The organism is Paraburkholderia graminis C4D1M (genome assembly GCF_000172415.1).
Classification (GTDB): Bacteria; Pseudomonadota; Gammaproteobacteria; order Burkholderiales; family Burkholderiaceae; genus Paraburkholderia; species Paraburkholderia graminis.
In genome coordinates this window covers 88018-106860 of sequence record NZ_ABLD01000006.1, presented here as the reverse complement: position 1 = coordinate 106860, position 18843 = coordinate 88018, and the positions used below count along the sequence as shown (strand labels likewise).

The following is an 18843-nucleotide window of genomic DNA, read 5'->3' as shown; positions in this document are numbered from 1 at the left end:
AGCGCCCATCGAGTAGCAATTCTCACGCCGAAGCACTAAAGGATTCGGTCTGATGCGCCGATAACAAAGACTTCGCTTTCCGGGAGACCGACCATGAGCAGCATGACCGAGCCACAGCACAATTCAGGCTCCGCACCATTTTTTTCGAAAGAAGCCACCATCGCGAAACCGGGGTTCTCGCGCTGGATGGTTCCTCCCGCGGCACTCGCCGTCCATCTCTGTATCGGCCAGGCGTACGCGTTCTCCGTGTTCAACGGCCCGTTGACCAAGGTGATCGGCATCACGCAATCCGCGCCCGATGACTGGTCGCTGACTTCCCTTGGCTGGATTTTCTCGCTGGCGATCGTGTTCCTCGGTTTGTCGGCGGCGTTCGCGGGCAAGTGGCTCGAGCACGTCGGCCCGCGCCGCACCATGTTCACCGCGGCCTGCTGCTTCGGCGGCGGCTTCCTGATTTCCGCGCTGGGCGTGTACTTCCACCAGATCGCGTTGCTGTATCTCGGCTACGGCGTGATCGGCGGAATTGGGCTCGGCCTCGGCTATGTGTCGCCGGTGTCGACGCTGATCCGCTGGTTTCCGGACCGCCGCGGCATGGCGACCGGCATGGCGATCATGGGCTTCGGCGGCGGCGCGATGATTGCCGCGCCGCTGTCCGTCGCGCTGATGAACCACTTCAAGAGCGCGACCAGCATCGGCGTGGCCGAGACGTTCATCGTGCTCGGCATCGTGTATTTCATCTCGATGTCGATCGGCGCGTTGGCCATTCGCGTGCCGCCGACGGACTGGAAACCGGCAGGCTGGACGCCGCCCGCGACCTCGCAGCAAAAGATGATCACGCGTAACCACGTGCACATCGACCAGGCGCTGAAGACGCCGCAGTTCTATCTGATCTGGCTCGTGCTGTTCCTGAACGTGACGGCCGGCATCGGCATTCTCGGCCAGGCTTCGGTGATGATCCAGGAGAGCTTCAAGGGCACTGTGACGGCTGCCGCCGCTGCCGGTTTCGTCGGCCTGCTGTCGCTGTTCAACATGGGCGGGCGCTTCGTGTGGGCATCGGCGTCGGACTGGATCGGCCGCAAGAACACCTACTTCATCTTCTTCGCGCTTGGCGCCGTGCTGTATTTCCTCGTGCCGAGCTTCGCCGCGTCCGGCCAGATGGCACTCTTCGTGCTGGCGTACTGCATCATCCTCACGATGTACGGCGGCGGCTTTGCGACGGTGCCCGCGTATCTCGCGGACATGTTCGGCACGGCGTTTGTCGGCGGCATTCATGGACGCCTGCTGACCGCATGGGCCGCGGCCGGCGTGGCGGGTCCGGTGCTCGTGAACTACATCCGCGCGTACGAAGTCGCGCACGGCGTGGCGAAGGCCGATGCCTACACGATGACGGTTCACATCATGGCCGTGCTGCTGGTGGTCGGCTTCATCTGCAATCTGTTGGTCAAGCGTGTGGACGACAAGCATCACATGACCGACGCACAAGTCGCCAAAGGCGCATAAGGAGACTCGCATGTCGACCATTGAACCCGTGCACCCGACCAACAAGGTCAAGATCGCCGTCTTTTGGCTGTACGTGATGATCCCGCTCGCGTGGGGCGTGTTCAACACGCTCTCGCAAGCGATGAAGCTGTTCCAGTAAGCGTACCCGCGCCCCGCCGCCCGCACCGCGGGGCGCGTTCGATTTGCCGCCGGCAGTTCTCGCCGGCTGGCTTCCCTTGCTACCACTGATAAGCGGCGCCGGCGCCGACCGCCGTGGTCACCGAACTGATGCCCGCGCTCAGCTTCACCTTGAAGTTCTGCGCGACGCGCGCCGACAGCCCCACGGCCACCGCCTGATAACCCATGTAACCCGCCGTGCCTACGCCGATGGCGAGGTTCTTCGTCGCGTCGACTTCGGGGACCATGGTCATTGCCATCGCGGACGCCGTTCCCGCATACGCACGCCGCGCCAGATCGCCCATGCCGCCCTGGAACTGCTGCATGTTGACGGCGTCGCCCGGCGCCTGGCCTGCGGCGAGGTTCGTGATGCGGCGCTCGTTGCCCGACGAGCCGACGGAAACCGTGTTCGGCTGATCCGCGACCGAACCTTCGCCTAGCGCGACGGTGTTCGCCGCCGACGCTTTCGCTCCGCCGCCGACCGCCACAGAACCGTTGCCGGTCGCCTGCGGCGCACTCGCGGAACTGTTCACGGCCGTATAGCCGTTGCCGCTCGTCGCATAGTTTCTGACGGTCTGGTCGATGCTGCTGATCTGCTGATTGGTTTGCCAGAGCTGCGCGCCGGTTACCGCATCGCTGCTGGTTGCCGATACTTCGCCGTTCTTCAGGTTGGTCAACTGCACGGCCGGCGCATTCGCCGCCGTGCCGCCGAGCGTCATCTTGTCGTGCGCGGAACTGTCGTACTGAACGGCATTCGCCACCGTTCCGTTGATGCGGCCAACCGTGTTCTGCAAACCCGCAATGTCGTTGCTGTTTTGCGTGACGCGGCCGTCCAGATTGCCGAGCGCGCCGCCGACGTTGTTGACGACCTGGCCGCCCACCTTGTACGAAGGCGCGCTGACCGAGCCGTCCGCGTTCACCGTCGAGCCGCCGCCGAGCGCCGTCGCCGTGCTCGCGGCTTGCGCGAACAGTTGCGAGCCGTTGACCGCGTCGGTGCTCGCCGCGTTGAGCGAGCCGCGCCCGACGCCGGTCACGACGCGGTTGCCCTGCGTGCCCGCCACATTGATCGCCCGGCCGTCGGTCGAAGCGCCGATCTTGATCACGCGCGAAGACGGGTCTTGCGTCACCATGCCGGCGCCGCCCTGCTGGACGTTCTGCTGCAGTGTGCTGAGCCCGCTGTCGAGCGAATCGAGCGCGTCGCCGACGTTCTTCTGCGTGCCGCCTTGCACGTGATACGACGGGCCGGTCACGGAGCCGTCGATATTGACCTGTACGCCGCCTCCAAGCCCGGCGACCACCGGCCTCAACTGCGCAAAGTTGACCGCGGACGTGTCGGCCAGGCCCGCCGCGACGCCGGTCAATTGACGCGCGCCACTCCTGCCCGCGAAGTCGACGCGCGCGCCGCCCGCATCTTGCCCGACGCTAATGACGCGCGAGGTCAGGTCCTGCTGGACGAGCCCGATCTCGCCGTTCGTGATCTGCTTCGCCACGTTCGTCACGTTGCCTTCGAGCGCTGTAGTGCGCGTGTCGAGGCCCGATATCTTCGTCGTGTTGACGCTCACGCGCTGGTCGAGATTTGAAATGTCGGTCGCGTTGCTGCCGACGCGCCGATCTAGGCTTGCAATGTTGTCGCTGTTTTGCGCCACCGCCTGATTGGTCGCGAACAGTTGGCCGCCGTTCACCGCGTCCAGGCTGTCGCTGTCCAGCCTCGTGGCGCGTACGTTGGTCACGCGGACCGGCGCGCCGGCGTTGCCGAGCGTCAGGGTGTCGTGCGCGGCGGAGTTGTACTGGACGGAGTCCGCCGTGGCCGCCGCAATCGTCTTCGCGCTTGCTGCGGCACTCGCCGTGGTGCTGGTTGTCACGCTCGTGTTGACGGCCGCCGCGAGCGCCGAGCCGACGTCGCCAAACGTGTTTCCGCCGATGGTGTAAAGCGGCGGCTTGACCGTGCCGTCCGCCTTGACCGCCGCCTCGCCGCCGAGCGCGGCCGCCACGCTCGCGGCATTGCCGTAAAGCTGCGCGCCATTGACCGCGTCGTTGCTGGACGCGTCGATCGCGCCGCGCGCGAGCCCTGTAAGCGTGCGGTTGCCGTTGAGGCCGGCGACGTTCATCCGGATACCCGTCGACGACGGCGCGACCAGAATGTCGCGCGTTCCGAGGTCCTGCTTGATGAGACCGATGCTGCCCGCCACGACTTGCGACTGCAGCGTGACGACGCCCGTATCGAGTGAACTCAGCGCGCCGCCGACGGTGGTTTGCGTGCCCGACTGCATGTAGTACCGCGGGCCGACGGTCGAGCCGCTCGCGCTCACCGACGCGCCGCCGCCGAGCGTCGACACGACTTCCTTAAGCTGCGTAACGTTGACCGCCGATTGAGCAGTCGTCCCCGCCGCGACGCCGCGCAGTTCGCGCGGCCCGCCGGTTCCGGTGAAGTCCACGGACGCGCCATCGGTGCCCGCGCCAATGCTCAGATTGCGCGTGCCCAGGTCCTGCCGCGCAAGTCCTGTCTGACCGCTTTCGATGTTGCCCGCGAGGTCCGAGATGCTCGCCGCGTTCTGCGAGACGGCATCGTTCGTGGCGTGCAGTTGCGCGCCCGTTACCGCGTCCGTGCTGTAGGCGTTGAGCGCGCCTTGCGCGACGTTCGTCACTCTGACTGGTGTGCCCGCATTGCCGAGCGTCGCGCTGTCGTGCGCGTCGCTATCGTAGAACAGCGCGTCGGCGACATTCGGGCAGCCGGAAGGCGCGCACTCCTGGGCGCCGGCCGGTTGCGCGAACACCAGCGCGCCGAGCAAGCCCGCCGCCGCGGCGGCCAGCGCCCGGCATACCGAAGCGCACTTCGCACCCCCGCTTTTCGTGACTTCCGATGCGGCCACATAGACGCGCCTCGCTTCATTCCATACAGCTTTATAGGTCTTGTTCAACATTCCTCCCATTCTTTTTATTTACTGTCTCTTGCCGAGACTTTTCTTATGCCATCCTAAGTATTTAATCGACTAAACAGACTCAGGACGCACTGCGCTTTTACCTGGCCAACAAGGCTGGAGCGACGAGTGTGCAACCGCGTCCGCGGTTCGCGAATACGATTAATCCTAAAAGCGATTTTTTAGCTTTAATTAGCTAAATGGCATAGTGCGATTCAGACGAAAACTGCCAAAGCTCTTAATCCCGAATGCGGACGATTAAGCGTTTTTAGTCGAATGCTGAGAGTGGCCGAGAACCGGCATGGAGGAAATGCGAGCCCGTCGATGCCGGCTCGCAATCAAAGCATGAACGCGCGACGCAGACGCCGCGCGTGCAACTTACATGGCGTCCGAAAAACGCCCGGCGATGCTCAGATCTTTTCGAACAGCACGTCTTGCGCGCCTTCCCACAAAACCTTTACGCCGACTTCGCGCAGCTTCTCCTTACCTTCGACGATGGTCAGGAAGTGGTTGCCCGCGAGCTGTCCCATCTTGCTCGCGAAGCAGCACGAGCCGTAGGCGATCAGAATTTCGGTTTCGCTATAGCCGCCCGGATAAAACAGAATGTCGCCGATCGACGGATGGCTCGTGTGATTTTCGAAGCCGACCGCCGCGCCGTCGTTCTCGAGCTTGAATTCGCCGAGCGGCACCCAGCAGCCTTCGCCGCTCCAGCGTACGTGGATGATCTTCTGCCGGTACGGCAACAGCTTCAGGAAAGCGGCCACGGTTTGCGGCGCGTCGGGGTTCGTTTCGGCGATAAAGACATGGCCGCAGGAGGTGATTCGAAGTCGGGTCATCGCTTGATATCCGGTATGACGGTGAACGTTGGATGAAGTGGTCGGTCAGACGCGGCTCGGGCCAAGCCGTGGGCTGGTCATTCTGTCGTGCTGTGCAAGGGTTCGACAGATACAGTTCCCAATGGCCCGGTCAGGCCAGTTCGACCGCAAGCGCCACGCGCCGATCGGACCGTGCGTGAGTCGACATAGCATGGCCATGCCAGCTTTGCAGGTTGTCGCGCCACGAAAGTTCGTAGTTTGCAAGCCGCGCAATGCACAGCACACTTCGAAAGGCGCGTGATTCCTACAGACGGCTTCCAGCTTCGCTTCTTCCTGCGTGGCGCAGTCCGGCGGGCCGCCAAACCAAAGCGCGAACAAGAGGCGCAGCGCCGCCATGCATCGGAGGGCACCGCTCGCAGCGGCGAGCGCAGCGGACGCCGTCCATCACCGGCTGTTGCCGCTGTTGCCTAGTGTTGCCGGCCGTTGCCGGCCCTTGCCCAATAACCTGTCTGAGGCTGAACTGGCCATTTTGCTGGTCGGCTGCTTGTCCGTTGCTGATCGCTTACCGGCGCAGGCGCCGCACGGTCCGCACGTCAGCCGCGCAACCGGTAAGCCAGCGGCGTCACGCCGTAATCACGCTTGAACTGCACGGAGAAATGACTGGCATTCTCGTAACCAACCGCAATTGAGATCTGCTGCACGGTCTGATCGGTCGAACGCAAGAGCCTGGCCGCTTCTTCGAGTCGCAAGCGCGTCACGTATTGATGCGGCGTTTCGCCGGTTTCGCGGCGGAACACGCGAGCAAAGTGGAAGCTGCTTAAGCCGGCCTGCGCGGCAAGTTCGCCGATGGTCAGGTCCGCACTGAGATTCGCCCGGATGTAATCGGTTACACGCCGGATGCGGCGCGGCACCAGCCGTTCGGGTTGCTCGAAGCGCGCCGTGCCCGCTTCCCGGCCGCGCGAATAATGTTGAAGAAGATGCGCGGCGAGCGCGTGAACCAGCGCATCGACATACAGGCGCGAGTCGGCCGGATCACTGGCGGCGCGATGCAATGCAGAAAGCATCGCGGCGACCAGCGGATCGTGAAACCGCATCGCGTCGCCGAGCGACAGTTCGCGGCACGACCCGCCGAGCTCCATCTGATCTGCGACGCTGTCGATCAGGCTGCGCTCGATATGTAAATGGACGGTCGACAGCGGCTCATCGCTGATCGAACGCCAGCGCCAGGAAATCGGCGCGGGCGGCACATACCAGAGTTCGCCCACTCGCAGTTCGGCGCTTTCCCAGCGCCCGTTCAGATTGCGCTCGAGATGCTCGGCGCCGCTTGCCAGCGTCATCAGCGTGAGGTCCTGCAGGCCGGGCGCTTCCAGCAGTTCCTGCTCGTCCGGCTCGAGATAGGAGCGCAACACCAGATGCCGCCACGGGCGATCCACGCTCGACACCAGTTTCTGGCCCGCCATGTAGCGGTCGTAGGCAAGCGTCGTTGTCAGCTTTGGAATTCGTGTCTTCACGTCCATTCCCAAGGAGGTGCCGTATGCAAATGAGAGAAACCCGTCAAACCCGCGTGGCTGGTTGGCTGTCAGCGCAAGATCGCAAAAATGATAGCAAGGAACCGGCTACCGTAATTTTTGGAAATAGCTAATCATTCAGGTTGTCGTCTTTCACGCGTTTCGAACGCCGGAGCTACCGTTTCATGGAACACGAATGCGATACGCTGCCGCATTGGCTGACCGGTTCGCCGCAGGGCGAAGCCGGCCATGCGTCGGCAGCATACAACCCAGCGGTCACCGCACAACCGGCCTACCCGGCCGGTACGCGGCAGGCCGCGAAGTCAGCCCACGCGGCTGAAGCATCGATCGTATCTGGCCGCGCGGCAACAGGCGCGGCGCCCGCAGGCTTCCTCACGCTGTTCACCGAGGAAGAGATCGGCACGCCTGCGCCGGCCGCGCGGCGCGCGCCGGTCATCAGTCCGCTGGTGCGTTTCGGCAGTGCGCAGGACCGCATCGAATTCGTGCGGCAGCGCATCAGGCAACTGGGCTTCAACTCGTTCAGCTATACGGCCACGCGCACGTCGGCGCATCGCAAGACCATGTTCGTGCTGACAAGCTACGAGTCGCAAAGCTGGCTCACGCGCTATTTCCGCGAGCGTTATTTCGAGCTCGATCCGCGCGTGGCGCTCGCATCGCCGACCGGCATGCCGTTCCTCTGGAACACGGTCGACATGCGCGCCGATCTGCCGCGTGCGCAAATGCGCAGCGAGCGGCTCGGCGGGCTGATCGACATGCTGGAGGCAACCGGGCGCAAAAGCGGCATTCTCACGCAGATGCCGCTGCCCGAGCCGGAACTGAGCGCGAGCCTGTGCTTTAACTCGGAGATCGCCAATCCGCGCTGGATGACCGAATCGATCGTGGCCGAAACGCTGATGTTCGCGCACACGATTCATGAGTTCATCTGGACGCACGCGAAGAGCGTGATCGGCATGACGCCCGCGCAGCAGCATCGCGTGACGTTGAGCGAGTTGCAGCACGCGGTGCTGAAGGCGGTGGTTCAGGGGCAGCGCGACAAGGAAATCGCGTATTTCCTCGGGCTGTCGCCGCACAATGTGGACTACCATCTGCGCCGCTTGCGGCAGTTGTTCAATGTGCGCAATCGCGTGCAACTGATCAACGTCGCGAAGGCCTACGTGTCGTAGCCGCGGGTAGTACGCGGAGTACGCACGGAGCACGCACGTAGTGCAGGCAGGCCACGAAAACGGCGTGGCGGCTTCCCGCCGCCACGCCGTTTTTTTAATGCGTGCGCTTTGCGCCTAGCTCTTCAACCGGTAGCCCGTCTTGAAGATCCACGCAACGATCGCAAGAAACACCGCGAGAAAGAGCGCCGTCATGGCGAGGCTTATTTCGACGTTGACATCCGCGAGACCGTAGAAGCTCCAGCGGAATCCGCTCACCAGATAGACGATCGGATTGAACAGCGTCACGATCTTCCAGAACGGCGGCAGCATGTTCACCGCATAGAAGCTGCCGCCGAGGAACGTCAGCGGCGTGATGATCAGCAGCGGCACGAGTTGCAGCTTCTCGAAACTATCCGCCCAGATGCCGATGATGAACCCGAGCAGACTGAACGTGACCGCGGTCAGCACGAGAAACAGGATCATCCAGAACGGATGCTGCACTTGCAGCGGCACGAACAGGCCCGCGGTGGCGAGAATGATGAGCCCGAGCAGGATCGACTTGGTAGCCGCCGCGCCCACATAACTCACGACAATCTCGAGATACGACACGGGCGCGGACAACAACTCGTAGATGGTGCCGGTAAAGCGCGGAAAGTAAATGCCGAACGACGCGTTCGAAATACTTTGCGACAGCAGCGACAACATGATCAACCCCGGCACGATGAACGCGCCGTAGCTGATGCCGTCCACTTCCTTGATACGCGAGCCGATGGCCGCGCCGAACACGACAAAGTAAAGCGACGTGGAAATCACCGGCGCGATGATGCTTTGCATCAGCGTGCGCCAGGTGCGCGCCATCTCGAACTTGTAGATCGCGCGAATGGCGTAGATGTTCATTGATTACCTCGAAGCAGGCTCACGAAGATGTCTTCAAGCGAACTCTGCGTGGTGTGCAGGTCCTTGAAACGGATGCTGGCGTCGTCGAGCGCCTTGAGCAGCGCGATGATGTCCGTGCGGCCGCCGTCGCCTTCATAGGTGTAGATCAGTTCGTTGCCGCCTTTGGCGACATCGAGCCCGTAGCCGGCGAGCGCGGGCGGCAGTGCGTCGAGCGGACTCTCCAGTTGCAGCGTCAACTGCTTCTTGCCGAGCTTGCGCATGAGTTCGGTCTTCTCTTCGACGAGCATGATCTCGCCGCCGTTGATCACGCCGATGCGATCCGCCATTTCCTCGGCTTCGTCGATGTAATGCGTGGTCAGGATGATCGTCACGCCGCTTGCCGCGAGCGAACGCACGAGCTTCCACATATCGCGGCGCAATTCGACGTCGACACCGGCCGTGGGTTCGTCGAGGAACAGCACGCGCGGTTCGTGCGACAGCGCCTTCGCGATCAGCACGCGCCGCTTCATGCCGCCCGACAGCGTAATAATCTTGCTATTGCGCTTTTCCCACAGCGACAGATCGCGCAGCACCTTCTCGATATGCGCGGGATTCTTCGGCTTGCCGAACAGGCCGCGGCTGAATGAGACGGTCGCCCAGACGGTTTCGAACGAATCGGTGGTGAGTTCCTGCGGCACGAGGCCGATCAGCGAGCGCGCGCCGCGATAGTCGGCGGCGATATCGCGGCCGTCCACCATCACGCTGCCTTCGCTCGCGTTGACAATGCCGCAGATGATGCTGATGAGCGTGGTCTTGCCCGCCCCGTTTGGCCCCAGGAGGGCAAAGATTTCTCCGCGGTTGATCCCGAGGTTGATGTTTTTGAGCGCCTGAAAACCGCTTGCATAGGTTTTCGACAGATTCGTGACTGAGACGATTGGCTGCATGGATTCGACGATGGCAGACACCGTTGTTTAAGTGGATGAAATGACGCGCAAGCGCGGCCGCACCCGCAATGTAATGGAAACTGCGAAAGCCTGCAGCGCAACGGATCGAAGTCTACGGGAAGTCGCGCGCGGCCGAACTCATCGCCGAGCCGTTTCGCTGCAGCGCAAGATAGTTCGGTTTCCATAACGATATCCGCGCGACGCGCGTCGTCTCCCGCACCGTTCCCGCTCGCCCAGCAGACTCCCGCCGCCACCGTCCCGGGAACGCCGCGTGCTCGATTTCAGCCGTGCTGCTGCGCCCGTGCGCGTCGCGCCGGCATCCAAGGCACAGTGCTTGCGGCAGTTTGTTCATGTGAGTGCAAGGCGCTCGCGTGACATCAATCGACTCTATGGAGATGAACCATGAAACGCTTTACCAAAACGATTTTTGCTTCAGCGCTCGTAATGGCACTCTCGGGCGGAGCCTTTGCACAAGCGGGCGGCGGTGCCGGTGCCGGCGGTAGCGGCGGCATGGGCGGCGGTGGTGCGGCAGCGGGTGCGGGCGGCTCGGGCGGCGGTAACGGCGTGGGCGCCGGCGGCGGCACGACGGGCGGCGCGGGCGGCACCGCGGCGCCAGGCGTCGGCCCCGGCACGATGAAGCACCCCGGCGATTCCGGCTATGGCTCGCCGGGCGTGACCGGCACCGGCGGCGGCATGGGCACGGGCACCGGCGCATCGCCGAACAGCGCGACCACGAACCGTTCGAATAGCGGCAGCATGAGCAACGGTACGCGCAGCGGCACGAGCGGTACGATGCAGAACGGGCAGTAATTGAGGGAAGCCTGAGGGAAGTCGGCGCTCGAGCCTCAAGCGGTTGATTGAATTCGAGGCCCTGATTTAAGAGCGCGTGGAAAGATGGACGGCGGCGCCGCTTGACGGCATCGCCGTCCATTTGTTTTTTCACCCGCAATCCGAGCGCTTGCAATGCTCCAGCGTCGATGGTGGATTTTGCAACGGCTCCAATGTAAAGAAGTCGCGCTTCGCTTTACGGCTCGCCGTCACGGCTCCGCGCATACGAAGCTGCTCGCGAGATTCACATTGCCCTTGCCCGCGTAACGCGGAAACGTCGGATAGCGGCACAACGGTCGCGAGCGTCCATTGGTCGCGGCGGCGATATCGGTGGCGATCAGCGTTTCCGGCGACGCGCCGCGCGTGACCCAGCTATCGAGCGCGCCAAGCAGATCCACCGACGGCACGAACGCGCCGCTGCCATGCTGAAAACCCGGCACCATGTACAGACGCATGAAACGGTTGACCTCGTCCACACCGTAACGATCGACGAGCGCCTGACGGTAGGCAATCGTCTGATTCGGGCTGATGACTTCGTCCGCGAGACCTTGCAGCGTGATGAGCTTGCCGCCGCGCGCAATGTAGCGCGCGAGATCCGTGTTCATTGCGCCGATGGTCTGCGACAGCGCGACCAATTGCGCGCGATATTTGCCCGGACGTAGCGGATCGAACTTCAGCGAGTCGAAGTCCGCGTCGTGTGCAACGAAGTAACGCACATAGCCGTCGCCCTGCGCAAACAGGTAACCGTTGGCGAAGAATCTCGGCGTCGCGAGCCGTTCGGCCTGGTGCCCGAGGCCCAGTGAACCCGCGAAATACGTGCCCTGAAAAACGTTGTAACCGCGATAGCCGCCGACATTCCAGGCGAGCTTGTACGGCAGCGACAAACCATCGCGCAGCACCATCAACGTAGCGAGTTGCGGCTCGGTGACGCATTCGTCGCGTGAGAATGTGTGCCCCGCGCAACGCAACGAATCGACGATCTCCGCTTCATGCTCCCGGCATGCGGCGACGTCGCTCACGATGCCGTCGGCGGCGCCGTCGAGCCGGTCGCAAACCGCAAGCGTTCGTCGATACACATGATCCAGCAGCAGCGGTGGAATGAAGCCGCCCGGCGTCGCATATTCGGCCTGGCCGACCTTCACGCCGATGAGCCGCACGCCGGAAAAATTGAGTGCCGGCGAATTGGCGATCACGCCGTCGTAGTCGTCGGGAAAGCGCTGCATCACCGTGTAGCCTTCGCGGCCGCCCGTCGAGCCGCCGGCGAAATACATGCGCTGCGGCGGCCGCCCATAAGCGCGCGCGATCAACGCAAGCGCGGCGTCGTGTGTCTTCTTCAGATGCGCGTAGCCGAAGTTCGTCACGGCTTCGTCGACGAGACCGAACACCGCCAACGACGAATCGCCCACATGCCCGGAATCGTCGCCGAACGTCGCATAGCCTTGCGCAAGCGGCGCGCGATCCGGTGAAAACGGCATCACGCCGACGCCGCTCACCACCACGCCGTTATAGCCGCCGCCGCCCACTTGCAGCGCGCGGCCGTTCCAGTGGCGCGGCAGATTCAGGTCGAAGCGGATGTCGGGCGTGGTCGGCTTCGCCGCCTTGATGCGCCCGGTGATGCGGCAGTATTCGCCGCCCTGCTGATTGCCCGGCGCGGTCGCGCCGACCATCGACGCGCTCTCGATCTGCGCGCCCGCAGTCGGCAATGCGATGAGTTCCGAAGGCAAGACGGCGCCCGCGAATTCGGCGCAACGCATCGAAAGCGGCGCCTCCTTTTGCGCGGCGAGCACCGTACGCGAGCCGGGTCCGGGCAGCACGCCGGCAAGCGTGGCCGCGATTGCGACCGAGATTGCTATTGCGCGCAGCCGCGAAGCTCGCGGAACAGCCGTGCGGCGCGAGCGCGCCCTCATCCTCAACGCGCCCCGCTCGCTGCCGCGCGCAGTTGCTGCCCTTTCCATCCGTGCCAGCCGCGCGCAAGAATCAGCAGTGCGCCGATCGCGACGACTCGCCGGCCAGCCCGATCAGCACGCCGCGAAAGCCATGAAACATGTGAGGCGTCGCCGTATCGACGATCAGGGACACGAGCGTGCCGCCGACAAAACACACGAGCCCCGTGCGCCCCACGGTAACGACAGCAGGCAGGCGCTCCGCAAGCCGCGCGATGCTGCCCAAGCGCACGAGTCGCGCGGCAAGCCATGCTATGACGATGAAATTGATCACGCGGTCCACGGAAAGATTCTGTTTAAGGGTGCCGGGCAAAGGCTGCGTCAGCACGAAAAGTTTAACCGCGGCAAACGCGAGCACGGCGGCGACGGCCGCCCACGTCAACCAGCGAGCGGCCTTGCCTGCATGAAAGCGCTCGCTGACCGGCGCGAGCCGGCACACGATGCCGAGCACGAACATCAGTTGCCACGCAAACGGATTAAAAGCCCAGTCGGCGATGTCGTCAATGCTTAGAAGCGCCGCAAGCGGCCGCGCGAGCCACCATACGGCGGCGCTCAGGGCCAGCGCCGCCACGCGCGAGCGCATGGCCAGCGGCACCATGGCCGGCACCAGCAGCGCGTAAAACACGTACATCGGCAGCACGCTCGACAGATACGGCTGCCGGCGCAACACCGCGATTTCAAGCGCCTGATGCAGCGGCCTCGCGGCGAAAGGCGACCAGCCGGTAAGGTCGATCATCGCGTGATTCAGATTGAGGAACGCGAGCACCGCGCCCGAAAGCAGCGTGAGCAGCGCCGTCAACAGATAGGCGCGGTAGATTTCCCAGCAGCGCAGCACGAAGCGCAGATTAGCGGCCTTCTCGCCGCGCGTGGCGAGCACCGCCGTATAAGCCGCCGCCGACGCATAGCCGCCGAGAAACACGAACACTTCCGCCGAATCGCACAACGCGTACGCATGCAGCATCAAATGCGAAAGCGTGCTGCCCGGCATGTGATCGAGCACGATGACGATCAGCACGACCCCGCGAAAGAAGTCGACTTCGACGGAGCGTCCGCGGCGAATGTCCATTCGGTTCTCGCAGCAAGGTTATCCAGCAACACAGCACGATATAACGTTTGGGGCGGCGTCGTGCGATGAGTTCATGCACGCTGACAGGCAGCCTCCTGTTTGCAGTGGCGCAGTGGCAATCTGAAATCGCGCTGTCGGCAAGCGGTAATTGTGATTCAGGCGATTGGCGCGATTACGGCGATTCACGCAATTCAGAATTCGCGATGGAAAGCGCATTCGATGCGCGGCAAGTTTTACGGCTTTCACAGCTATTTGCGAATGCACCGGTAATTGCCGCCGAAAAAAATCCGCACATTGCGGTGTGCGATTTTTTTCGCTTTTTTTCATCGTAGGATGGTTTCATGCACGACCGTCGGAGTTCGCGCGTCCCGCTCGAACGATGCTCCGCACGGCGGCCACTCATGTGGACCGGACAGACGTGCCCGGTCATTCACGCGGCACCGGTCCTTCCATTACCGACCTGAACGGTTCGCGCACGCGCACCGCCTTCGCATTGGAAGACACTCACATGAACAAAAGAATCGCCGGCTTCGACGGACTGCGCGCCATTGCAGTCCTAATGGTCTTTCTTCAGCACCGGCTATTCGGCGACATCGGCGAAATAGGCCATCTCGGCGTATGGATCTTCTTTGCACTGAGCGGCTTTCTGATTATCGGCATTCTCTCGGCACAACGGCTTCGCATCGAAGAAAACGGCAGCGGGTTCGTCGTGGAGCTGAAGCGTTTTCTGTTTCGCCGCACGTTGCGCATCTTCCCGATTTATTACCTGATGCTGACCGTGATGTGCGTGCTGATGCTCTTCGGCATCGCGAGTCCGGAACTGGCGAGCGGCATGCCGTTTCATTTCCCTTATCTGTCGAACTTCTGGATCGGCTCAGTGCTGCATTACTGGCCAGGGCGCTACTCGCATTTGTGGAGTCTCGCGATCGAGGAGCAGTTCTATCTCGTCGTCGCGCCGCTGCTGTTGCTGCTTGCCGCGCGCCGCCATTTCGTCGCGTGCATGGTGATCGCGGCGACGGGACTCGTTGCGCTCTTCGCGATGCGCGCCGGGCATTGGCAGGAGATCACGATCTACACGCATCCGTTGAGCAACTTCTGGCTATTGGCGCTCGGCGGAATGGGCGGCCTGATGGTCGCCGGCGACGCAGGCGGTGTGCGTGCGTGGCTCGGCCACGGCGCCACGCTGTTTGCGTTGAGCGTTTGTCTCGTGGGCTTTTGCGCGAGCGAGCCGGTGTGGAGCGAGTTGCACGATCCGCTGCTGTTCACCGTCGTCAATGCCGTGTACGGGGTATGCATCGCGGCGCTCGTGTGTTCGATTGCATGCTGCCGCAATGCGGTCGTCGTGGGTCTGCTGGAAGCGCGCTGGCTCGCGGGGCTCGGGCGGATCAGCTACGGCTTCTATCTGTATCACAACCTGATTCCCGACCTGACCCGCAACCATCGCGCGCAGGCGTTGTTCGGCGGTGCGGTGCCGTTGTGGGCGCATACGCTGGGAATTGCGGCGTCGTTCGGCATCTCGCTCGGGCTCGCGCTGCTGTCATGGCGGCTGATCGAGGAGCCGATTCTTCGATTGAAGACGCGGGGGGTTTCGGTGGATAACGCGAAGTCTGCAGCGCCGCAGCAGGATAAGCGCGGCGCGCGCGTGCTGACAGACGATGATGCGGCTTCGGAGGTCGCTTGAGGTTGCTTGAAGTCGACCCGGCGGCACACGCCTTGCTGCATGCCTGTCATGACTGCAATCAACTGGAGATGCGCCGTGGCCACTCAGCCCGATAGCCCGAACGAGCACGACCAGAAGCCAGACGACACAAAAGACCCCGGCGGTCCACCCACCGAGGTCTCGAAGCCTATTGGCGATGCAATCCCGACGCCGGTCGAACCCGGGCTTGATCAGCCGCTGCCGGAAAAAGGCGAAACACCGCCATCGGATGACGACGAAGCGAAGCGCGATCCCTTGGGCGAAACCGACACGCCTCCGGGCGTTCCGCCGCCGGGTCCATCCGACTTCGCATAGGGCGGTGGCGTCGGCTTATCCACCTTTTACGCGGCTTCCGGCTCAGGCTCCTGCTCGTGCACGATCTTCAGCGTGCTTTTATGCTCCCTGATCAGCCGATACACCGTCTCGCCAGGCACCGTTTCGTGCTCGAGAAGTTCGTCGGCGATAGCGCGCAGCACCGGCTCGTACGCATGCAGCAGGCCATAGCACTGCTCGTTCAATTCCTTCAACAGCACGTTCGCCTGCTCGATCGCGCTCTTCATCTGAAGACCCGCGTATTGCGAAGGCAACGCGGCGAGGCTGAACAGATTGCCGTCGCTGTTAAAGCCGAACTTGGACACCATGTCGAGGCCGATGCGCGACGCTTCCTGCAAATCGGAAGCCGCCCCGCTTGATGCCTCGGAGAACGCGAGAATTTCCGCGTTGCGCCCGCCGAGCAGCACCTTGATCTCGTTGCGTATCTCGGTCTCGCGGTACAGATGCTTGTCCTGCGCCTTGGTGATCAGCGCCACGCCGAGCGCGCCGCCTCGCGGCAAAATCGTGACTTCTTCGAGTACGCCTGTGCCGAGCAGCGCGGCCACGAGACCATGCCCCGCTTCGTGCACGGCGATGCGCGTGCGTTCGTCTTCGGTCAGCGCGCGCTCGGCGCCGCTCACGTCGCCGATACGGGCAATCTTGATCGCCTCGATGAAATGCTTGGCCGCGATTTCCGTCTCGCCGGCCTTGCGCGCGACGAGCCCCGCCTGGTTCACGACCATCGCGACGGTCGCGGGTGACAGACCCGTGGTCAGACGCGCGAGCTGATCGTAGTCGATGTCCGCCGCTTTCGATTTCAGCTTCTCCGCATAGAAGCGGAAAATCTTCGCGCGATCTTCGCGATCCGGCAGGCGAACCTGCACCGTGCGATCGAAACGGCCAGGCCGGCGCAATGCCTCGTCGAGATTGTCGGGATGGTTCGTAGCCGCGACGATGATCACGCCTTCGTTCGAAGCGAAACCATCCATTTCCGCGAGCAGCTGATTGATGATGCGGTTGCTCTCGGCTTCGACAGGGCCGCCGCCTGTGTCCGTGCGCTTCGCGAGGCCGTCGGCTTCGTCGATGAAGATCACCGTCGGCGCATTCTTGCGCGCCATTTCGAACAGGTGCTTGACCTTCTGGATGCCGACGCCGTAATACTTCGCGCTGAAATAGCTGCCCGTGATCGAGATGAAGTTCGCGCCGCATTCGCCGGCCAGCGCCTGCGCAAGCCGCGTCTTGCCGACGCCTGGACCGCCCACCATCAGAATGCCGCACGGCGCGCGCACACCCATCGACGTAAATTGCTTCGGGCTCGACAGATAACCGCGGATGTCCGCGAGCGCCGCCTTGGCTTCATTTGCGCCGATCACGTCGTCGAAGCGCAGCGTGGGCGCCTTCGTCAACAGCGACGCGCCGCCGCGCATTTCGCGGCGCATGAACCACACCATGCCGCCGATCAGCAGCAGCGGCAGAAGCAGGCTGATCACGTCGCGCGTCTGGTCGAACACCTGAAGCCAGCGCGAGCCGCCAGTGCGAATGTCCGCGTCGGGCAACCATACGAGCTGATAGGAAGCGGCGTCGCCGGTTTTAGGTTCGCCAAGCAGCAGCGCATGCGAGAACGTCGCGTTGTGGTCGGTCACGAAGTACTTCGAACCGTCGCGCTTCGACACGAGAATCGCACTCGGACTCACGCCGATTGCCGCAACGTTCGCGTCGTGAATGTCGCGCAGCATTTGCGACGCGTCTTTCTCCTCGCGCGTCCACGCGGACGTATCGTGCCGCATCTGACTCGCGACGCCGGTTAGCGCGGGCGCGACCTGCGCCGAGCGCTGCTGGTAATGCCACAAACTGAATGCGAGCACGAATGCAATGAGCGCGGCCACGGCCGCCACGGTGATTTTGCGCGCACGTCTTTTCTCAAGCGAGTTCTTTCCCGGCTTCATGAGTCACTTCCAAAAACAGGCCCGAGCGAGCCCTAATACATGTCAAATCAGAGGATGAGCGGTTGGGAGAGGAATCGGCTTTCGCGACGCCACGCCTGCCCGGAAGAGAGGATGCCCAACCATGCATCCCTTTTACCAGTCGCGTACGAGCCAGTATGCCGTGCGGCTGCTTCTTCCAAATCGCAGAAAAGGCCTGTTTCTACCGCCTATCCCGCCGTTTGATGAAGGCGGAATATAGGGCGCAAGCCGCGCATGAGATGCGGTAGAAAACTGCTCCGGCGCACAGTTTAGCAGCGTAAAAAAGGCCGTGTATTCTGTAGACCTATCATTTTCAACCCGCCCTATTTTTTGTCATGCGCTGTCGAGCGGTAATCGGTCAATTGTTCCTGATTATTCGTTTCTGGACCGCGCGCATTTTTTTGTTAGGCTTCGCCATTCGTCAGCGCTTAATTGCGGAGACGGCGACGTGCCCCTGCGCGGCACGCACATTCAACACGCCACAACTTATGCTTCGATTCGAAAACCTCAGCAAGCGCTATAACGACCGCATCGTTTTCGCGGGATTGCGTCACGACTCCGCCGCCGGTTGCGTCGCGCTCAACGACGAGTCGGGAAGCGGCAAATCCACCTTGCTCGCGATTCTCGCCGGCGCGCTTGCAGCCGATTCCGGCGATGTCTGGATCGGCGGCCATTCGGTGAACGCGGCGCCCGCCGTCGCGAGATCGCTTTTGACGTACGTGCCGGAGGATTGCATGCCGTCGCCCGACCCGACCGGCCGTGAGTACTTGCAGCGCGTGGCCGCGGCGCGCAACGCGAGCGTCAGCGACGCCACACTGACGCTCGCCGATTGTTTCGGGCTCACGCCGCATATGGACAAGCGCTTCGAACAGATGTCGTTCGGCACGCGCAAGAAGTTCTTTCTGACCTCGGCGATGCTCGGCGAAACCAGCGTGCTGATCGCCGACGAGCCCGTAGGTGGACTCGACGCCGCCGCGCGCGCCGTGCTGGTCGATCTCTTCACGACACTCGCGCAAACTCGCACGGTGTTTTTCTCGAGCTATGACGACGCGTTCACCGACGCTTGCGCGGCCACTCGCATCACGTTTGCCGATCTCGCGCAGCGCGGTTGACTGAACACCTGAGCGCCTGAGCGCCGGCGCGCCGCGCGAGCC

At 63.0% G+C, this 18843-nt stretch carries 15 protein-coding genes and 1 pseudogene; 8 read left to right on the top strand and 8 right to left on the bottom strand.

What is annotated here, in order from left to right; genetic code table 11:
• The first annotated feature begins 93 nt into the window (after nt 1-93).
• Together BGRAMDRAFT_RS12765 and BGRAMDRAFT_RS12760 are read left to right on the top strand one after the other, a co-directional pair.
• Nucleotides 94-1497, top strand: a complete 1404-nt coding sequence (locus tag BGRAMDRAFT_RS12765; protein WP_006049161.1) for an L-lactate MFS transporter — start codon at nt 94-96, stop codon at nt 1495-1497.
• Between the two features lie 10 nt (nt 1498-1507).
• On the top strand, nt 1508-1636 hold the full coding sequence (locus tag BGRAMDRAFT_RS12760) for an MFS transporter small subunit (RefSeq protein WP_006049160.1): 129 nt from the start codon (nt 1508-1510) through the stop codon (nt 1634-1636).
• Between the two features lie 79 nt (nt 1637-1715).
• On the opposite strand, the gene BGRAMDRAFT_RS12755 is transcribed toward BGRAMDRAFT_RS12760, so the two are convergent.
• The 3 genes from BGRAMDRAFT_RS12755 to BGRAMDRAFT_RS12745 all read right to left on the bottom strand — a co-directional run bounded on the left by BGRAMDRAFT_RS12755 (nt 1716) and on the right by BGRAMDRAFT_RS12745 (nt 6903).
• Nucleotides 1716-4574 carry a YadA-like family protein gene (locus tag BGRAMDRAFT_RS12755; RefSeq protein ID WP_044020961.1) on the bottom strand — a complete coding sequence of 953 codons (2859 nt, stop codon included), beginning with the start codon at nt 4572-4574 and terminating at the stop codon, nt 1716-1718.
• Between the two features lie 407 nt (nt 4575-4981).
• Entirely contained in the window at nt 4982-5407 is a 426-nt protein-coding gene (locus BGRAMDRAFT_RS12750) for a DUF3830 family protein (protein WP_006049158.1), read from the bottom strand.
• Between the two features lie 572 nt (nt 5408-5979).
• Nucleotides 5980-6903 (bottom strand): AraC family transcriptional regulator, encoded by a 924-nt coding sequence (locus BGRAMDRAFT_RS12745; protein ID WP_006049157.1) that lies wholly within the window; start codon nt 6901-6903, stop codon nt 5980-5982.
• 176 nt (nt 6904-7079) lie between these two features.
• On the opposite strand from BGRAMDRAFT_RS12745, the gene BGRAMDRAFT_RS12740 reads away from it, so the two are divergent.
• Nucleotides 7080-8078, top strand: a complete 999-nt coding sequence (locus BGRAMDRAFT_RS12740) for a helix-turn-helix transcriptional regulator (protein ID WP_006049156.1) — start codon at nt 7080-7082, stop codon at nt 8076-8078.
• 114 nt (nt 8079-8192) lie between these two features.
• Here BGRAMDRAFT_RS12740 and BGRAMDRAFT_RS12735 read toward each other — a convergent pair whose 3' ends face one another.
• Both BGRAMDRAFT_RS12735 and BGRAMDRAFT_RS12730 read right to left on the bottom strand, forming a co-directional pair.
• Nucleotides 8193-8954: an ABC transporter permease gene (locus BGRAMDRAFT_RS12735; protein ID WP_006049155.1), complete on the bottom strand. Its 762-nt coding sequence runs from the start codon at nt 8952-8954 to the stop codon at nt 8193-8195.
• Nucleotides 8951-9877: an ABC transporter ATP-binding protein gene (locus BGRAMDRAFT_RS12730; RefSeq protein ID WP_006049154.1), complete on the bottom strand. Its 927-nt coding sequence runs from the start codon at nt 9875-9877 to the stop codon at nt 8951-8953. Before BGRAMDRAFT_RS12730 ends, BGRAMDRAFT_RS12735 begins: the two co-directional genes overlap by 4 nt.
• Nucleotides 9878-10279: 402 nt before the next feature.
• On the opposite strand from BGRAMDRAFT_RS12730, the gene BGRAMDRAFT_RS34530 reads away from it, so the two are divergent.
• Nucleotides 10280-10687, top strand: coding sequence for a hypothetical protein (locus tag BGRAMDRAFT_RS34530; protein WP_006049153.1), 408 nt, complete (start codon nt 10280-10282; stop codon nt 10685-10687).
• Between the two features lie 227 nt (nt 10688-10914).
• On the opposite strand, the gene BGRAMDRAFT_RS12720 is transcribed toward BGRAMDRAFT_RS34530, so the two are convergent.
• Both BGRAMDRAFT_RS12720 and BGRAMDRAFT_RS12715 read right to left on the bottom strand, forming a co-directional pair.
• The gene (locus tag BGRAMDRAFT_RS12720; RefSeq protein WP_006049152.1) at nt 10915-12612 is read right to left on the bottom strand and encodes a tannase/feruloyl esterase family alpha/beta hydrolase; all 1698 of its coding nucleotides are present in this window, start codon (nt 12610-12612) and stop codon (nt 10915-10917) included.
• A 2-nt stretch (nt 12613-12614) separates the two neighbouring features.
• Nucleotides 12615-13714, bottom strand: a pseudogene (locus BGRAMDRAFT_RS12715) (OpgC domain-containing protein).
• Nucleotides 13715-13779: 65 nt separating this feature from the next.
• Here BGRAMDRAFT_RS12715 and BGRAMDRAFT_RS34525 point away from each other — a divergent pair.
• The 3 genes from BGRAMDRAFT_RS34525 (at nt 13780) to BGRAMDRAFT_RS12705 (ending at nt 15728) form a co-directional block, all read left to right on the top strand.
• Entirely contained in the window at nt 13780-14046 is a 267-nt protein-coding gene (locus BGRAMDRAFT_RS34525) for a hypothetical protein (protein WP_157140615.1), read from the top strand.
• Between the two features lie 176 nt (nt 14047-14222).
• Nucleotides 14223-15395 carry an acyltransferase family protein gene (locus tag BGRAMDRAFT_RS12710; protein WP_044021035.1) on the top strand — a complete coding sequence of 391 codons (1173 nt, stop codon included), beginning with the start codon at nt 14223-14225 and terminating at the stop codon, nt 15393-15395.
• A gap of 75 nt (nt 15396-15470) precedes the next feature.
• Complete coding sequence (locus BGRAMDRAFT_RS12705; RefSeq protein WP_006049149.1) at nt 15471-15728, top strand: hypothetical protein; 258 nt, start codon at nt 15471-15473, stop codon at nt 15726-15728.
• 26 nt (nt 15729-15754) lie between these two features.
• Here BGRAMDRAFT_RS12705 and BGRAMDRAFT_RS12700 read toward each other — a convergent pair whose 3' ends face one another.
• Complete coding sequence (locus tag BGRAMDRAFT_RS12700) at nt 15755-17671, bottom strand: AAA family ATPase (protein ID WP_006049148.1); 1917 nt, start codon at nt 17669-17671, stop codon at nt 15755-15757.
• A gap of 506 nt (nt 17672-18177) precedes the next feature.
• Here BGRAMDRAFT_RS12700 and BGRAMDRAFT_RS12695 point away from each other — a divergent pair.
• The gene (locus BGRAMDRAFT_RS12695; RefSeq protein WP_044021033.1) at nt 18178-18801 is read left to right on the top strand and encodes an ABC transporter ATP-binding protein; all 624 of its coding nucleotides are present in this window, start codon (nt 18178-18180) and stop codon (nt 18799-18801) included.
• Nucleotides 18802-18843 lie beyond the last annotated feature (42 nt).

What these genes read in the sequence shown, in the direction of transcription:
- BGRAMDRAFT_RS12700 (WP_006049148.1), bottom strand. Translation starts at nt 17,671, where the DNA reads ATGAAGCCGGGAAAGAACTCGCTTGAGAAAAGACGTGCGCGCAAAATC.
- BGRAMDRAFT_RS12760 (WP_006049160.1), top strand. Translation starts at nt 1,508, where the DNA reads ATGTCGACCATTGAACCCGTGCACCCGACCAACAAGGTCAAGATCGCC.
- BGRAMDRAFT_RS12765 (WP_006049161.1), top strand. Translation starts at nt 94, where the DNA reads ATGAGCAGCATGACCGAGCCACAGCACAATTCAGGCTCCGCACCATTT.
- BGRAMDRAFT_RS34530 (WP_006049153.1), top strand. Translation starts at nt 10,280, where the DNA reads ATGAAACGCTTTACCAAAACGATTTTTGCTTCAGCGCTCGTAATGGCA.
- BGRAMDRAFT_RS12745 (WP_006049157.1), bottom strand. Translation starts at nt 6,903, where the DNA reads ATGGACGTGAAGACACGAATTCCAAAGCTGACAACGACGCTTGCCTAC.
- BGRAMDRAFT_RS12710 (WP_044021035.1), top strand. Translation starts at nt 14,223, where the DNA reads ATGAACAAAAGAATCGCCGGCTTCGACGGACTGCGCGCCATTGCAGTC.
- BGRAMDRAFT_RS12720 (WP_006049152.1), bottom strand. Translation starts at nt 12,612, where the DNA reads ATGAGGGCGCGCTCGCGCCGCACGGCTGTTCCGCGAGCTTCGCGGCTG.
- BGRAMDRAFT_RS34525 (WP_157140615.1), top strand. Translation starts at nt 13,780, where the DNA reads ATGAGTTCATGCACGCTGACAGGCAGCCTCCTGTTTGCAGTGGCGCAG.
- BGRAMDRAFT_RS12735 (WP_006049155.1), bottom strand. Translation starts at nt 8,954, where the DNA reads ATGAACATCTACGCCATTCGCGCGATCTACAAGTTCGAGATGGCGCGC.
- BGRAMDRAFT_RS12740 (WP_006049156.1), top strand. Translation starts at nt 7,080, where the DNA reads ATGGAACACGAATGCGATACGCTGCCGCATTGGCTGACCGGTTCGCCG.
- BGRAMDRAFT_RS12750 (WP_006049158.1), bottom strand. Translation starts at nt 5,407, where the DNA reads ATGACCCGACTTCGAATCACCTCCTGCGGCCATGTCTTTATCGCCGAA.
- BGRAMDRAFT_RS12730 (WP_006049154.1), bottom strand. Translation starts at nt 9,877, where the DNA reads ATGCAGCCAATCGTCTCAGTCACGAATCTGTCGAAAACCTATGCAAGC.
- BGRAMDRAFT_RS12755 (WP_044020961.1), bottom strand. Translation starts at nt 4,574, where the DNA reads ATGTTGAACAAGACCTATAAAGCTGTATGGAATGAAGCGAGGCGCGTC.
- BGRAMDRAFT_RS12695 (WP_044021033.1), top strand. Translation starts at nt 18,178, where the DNA reads ATGCTTCGATTCGAAAACCTCAGCAAGCGCTATAACGACCGCATCGTT.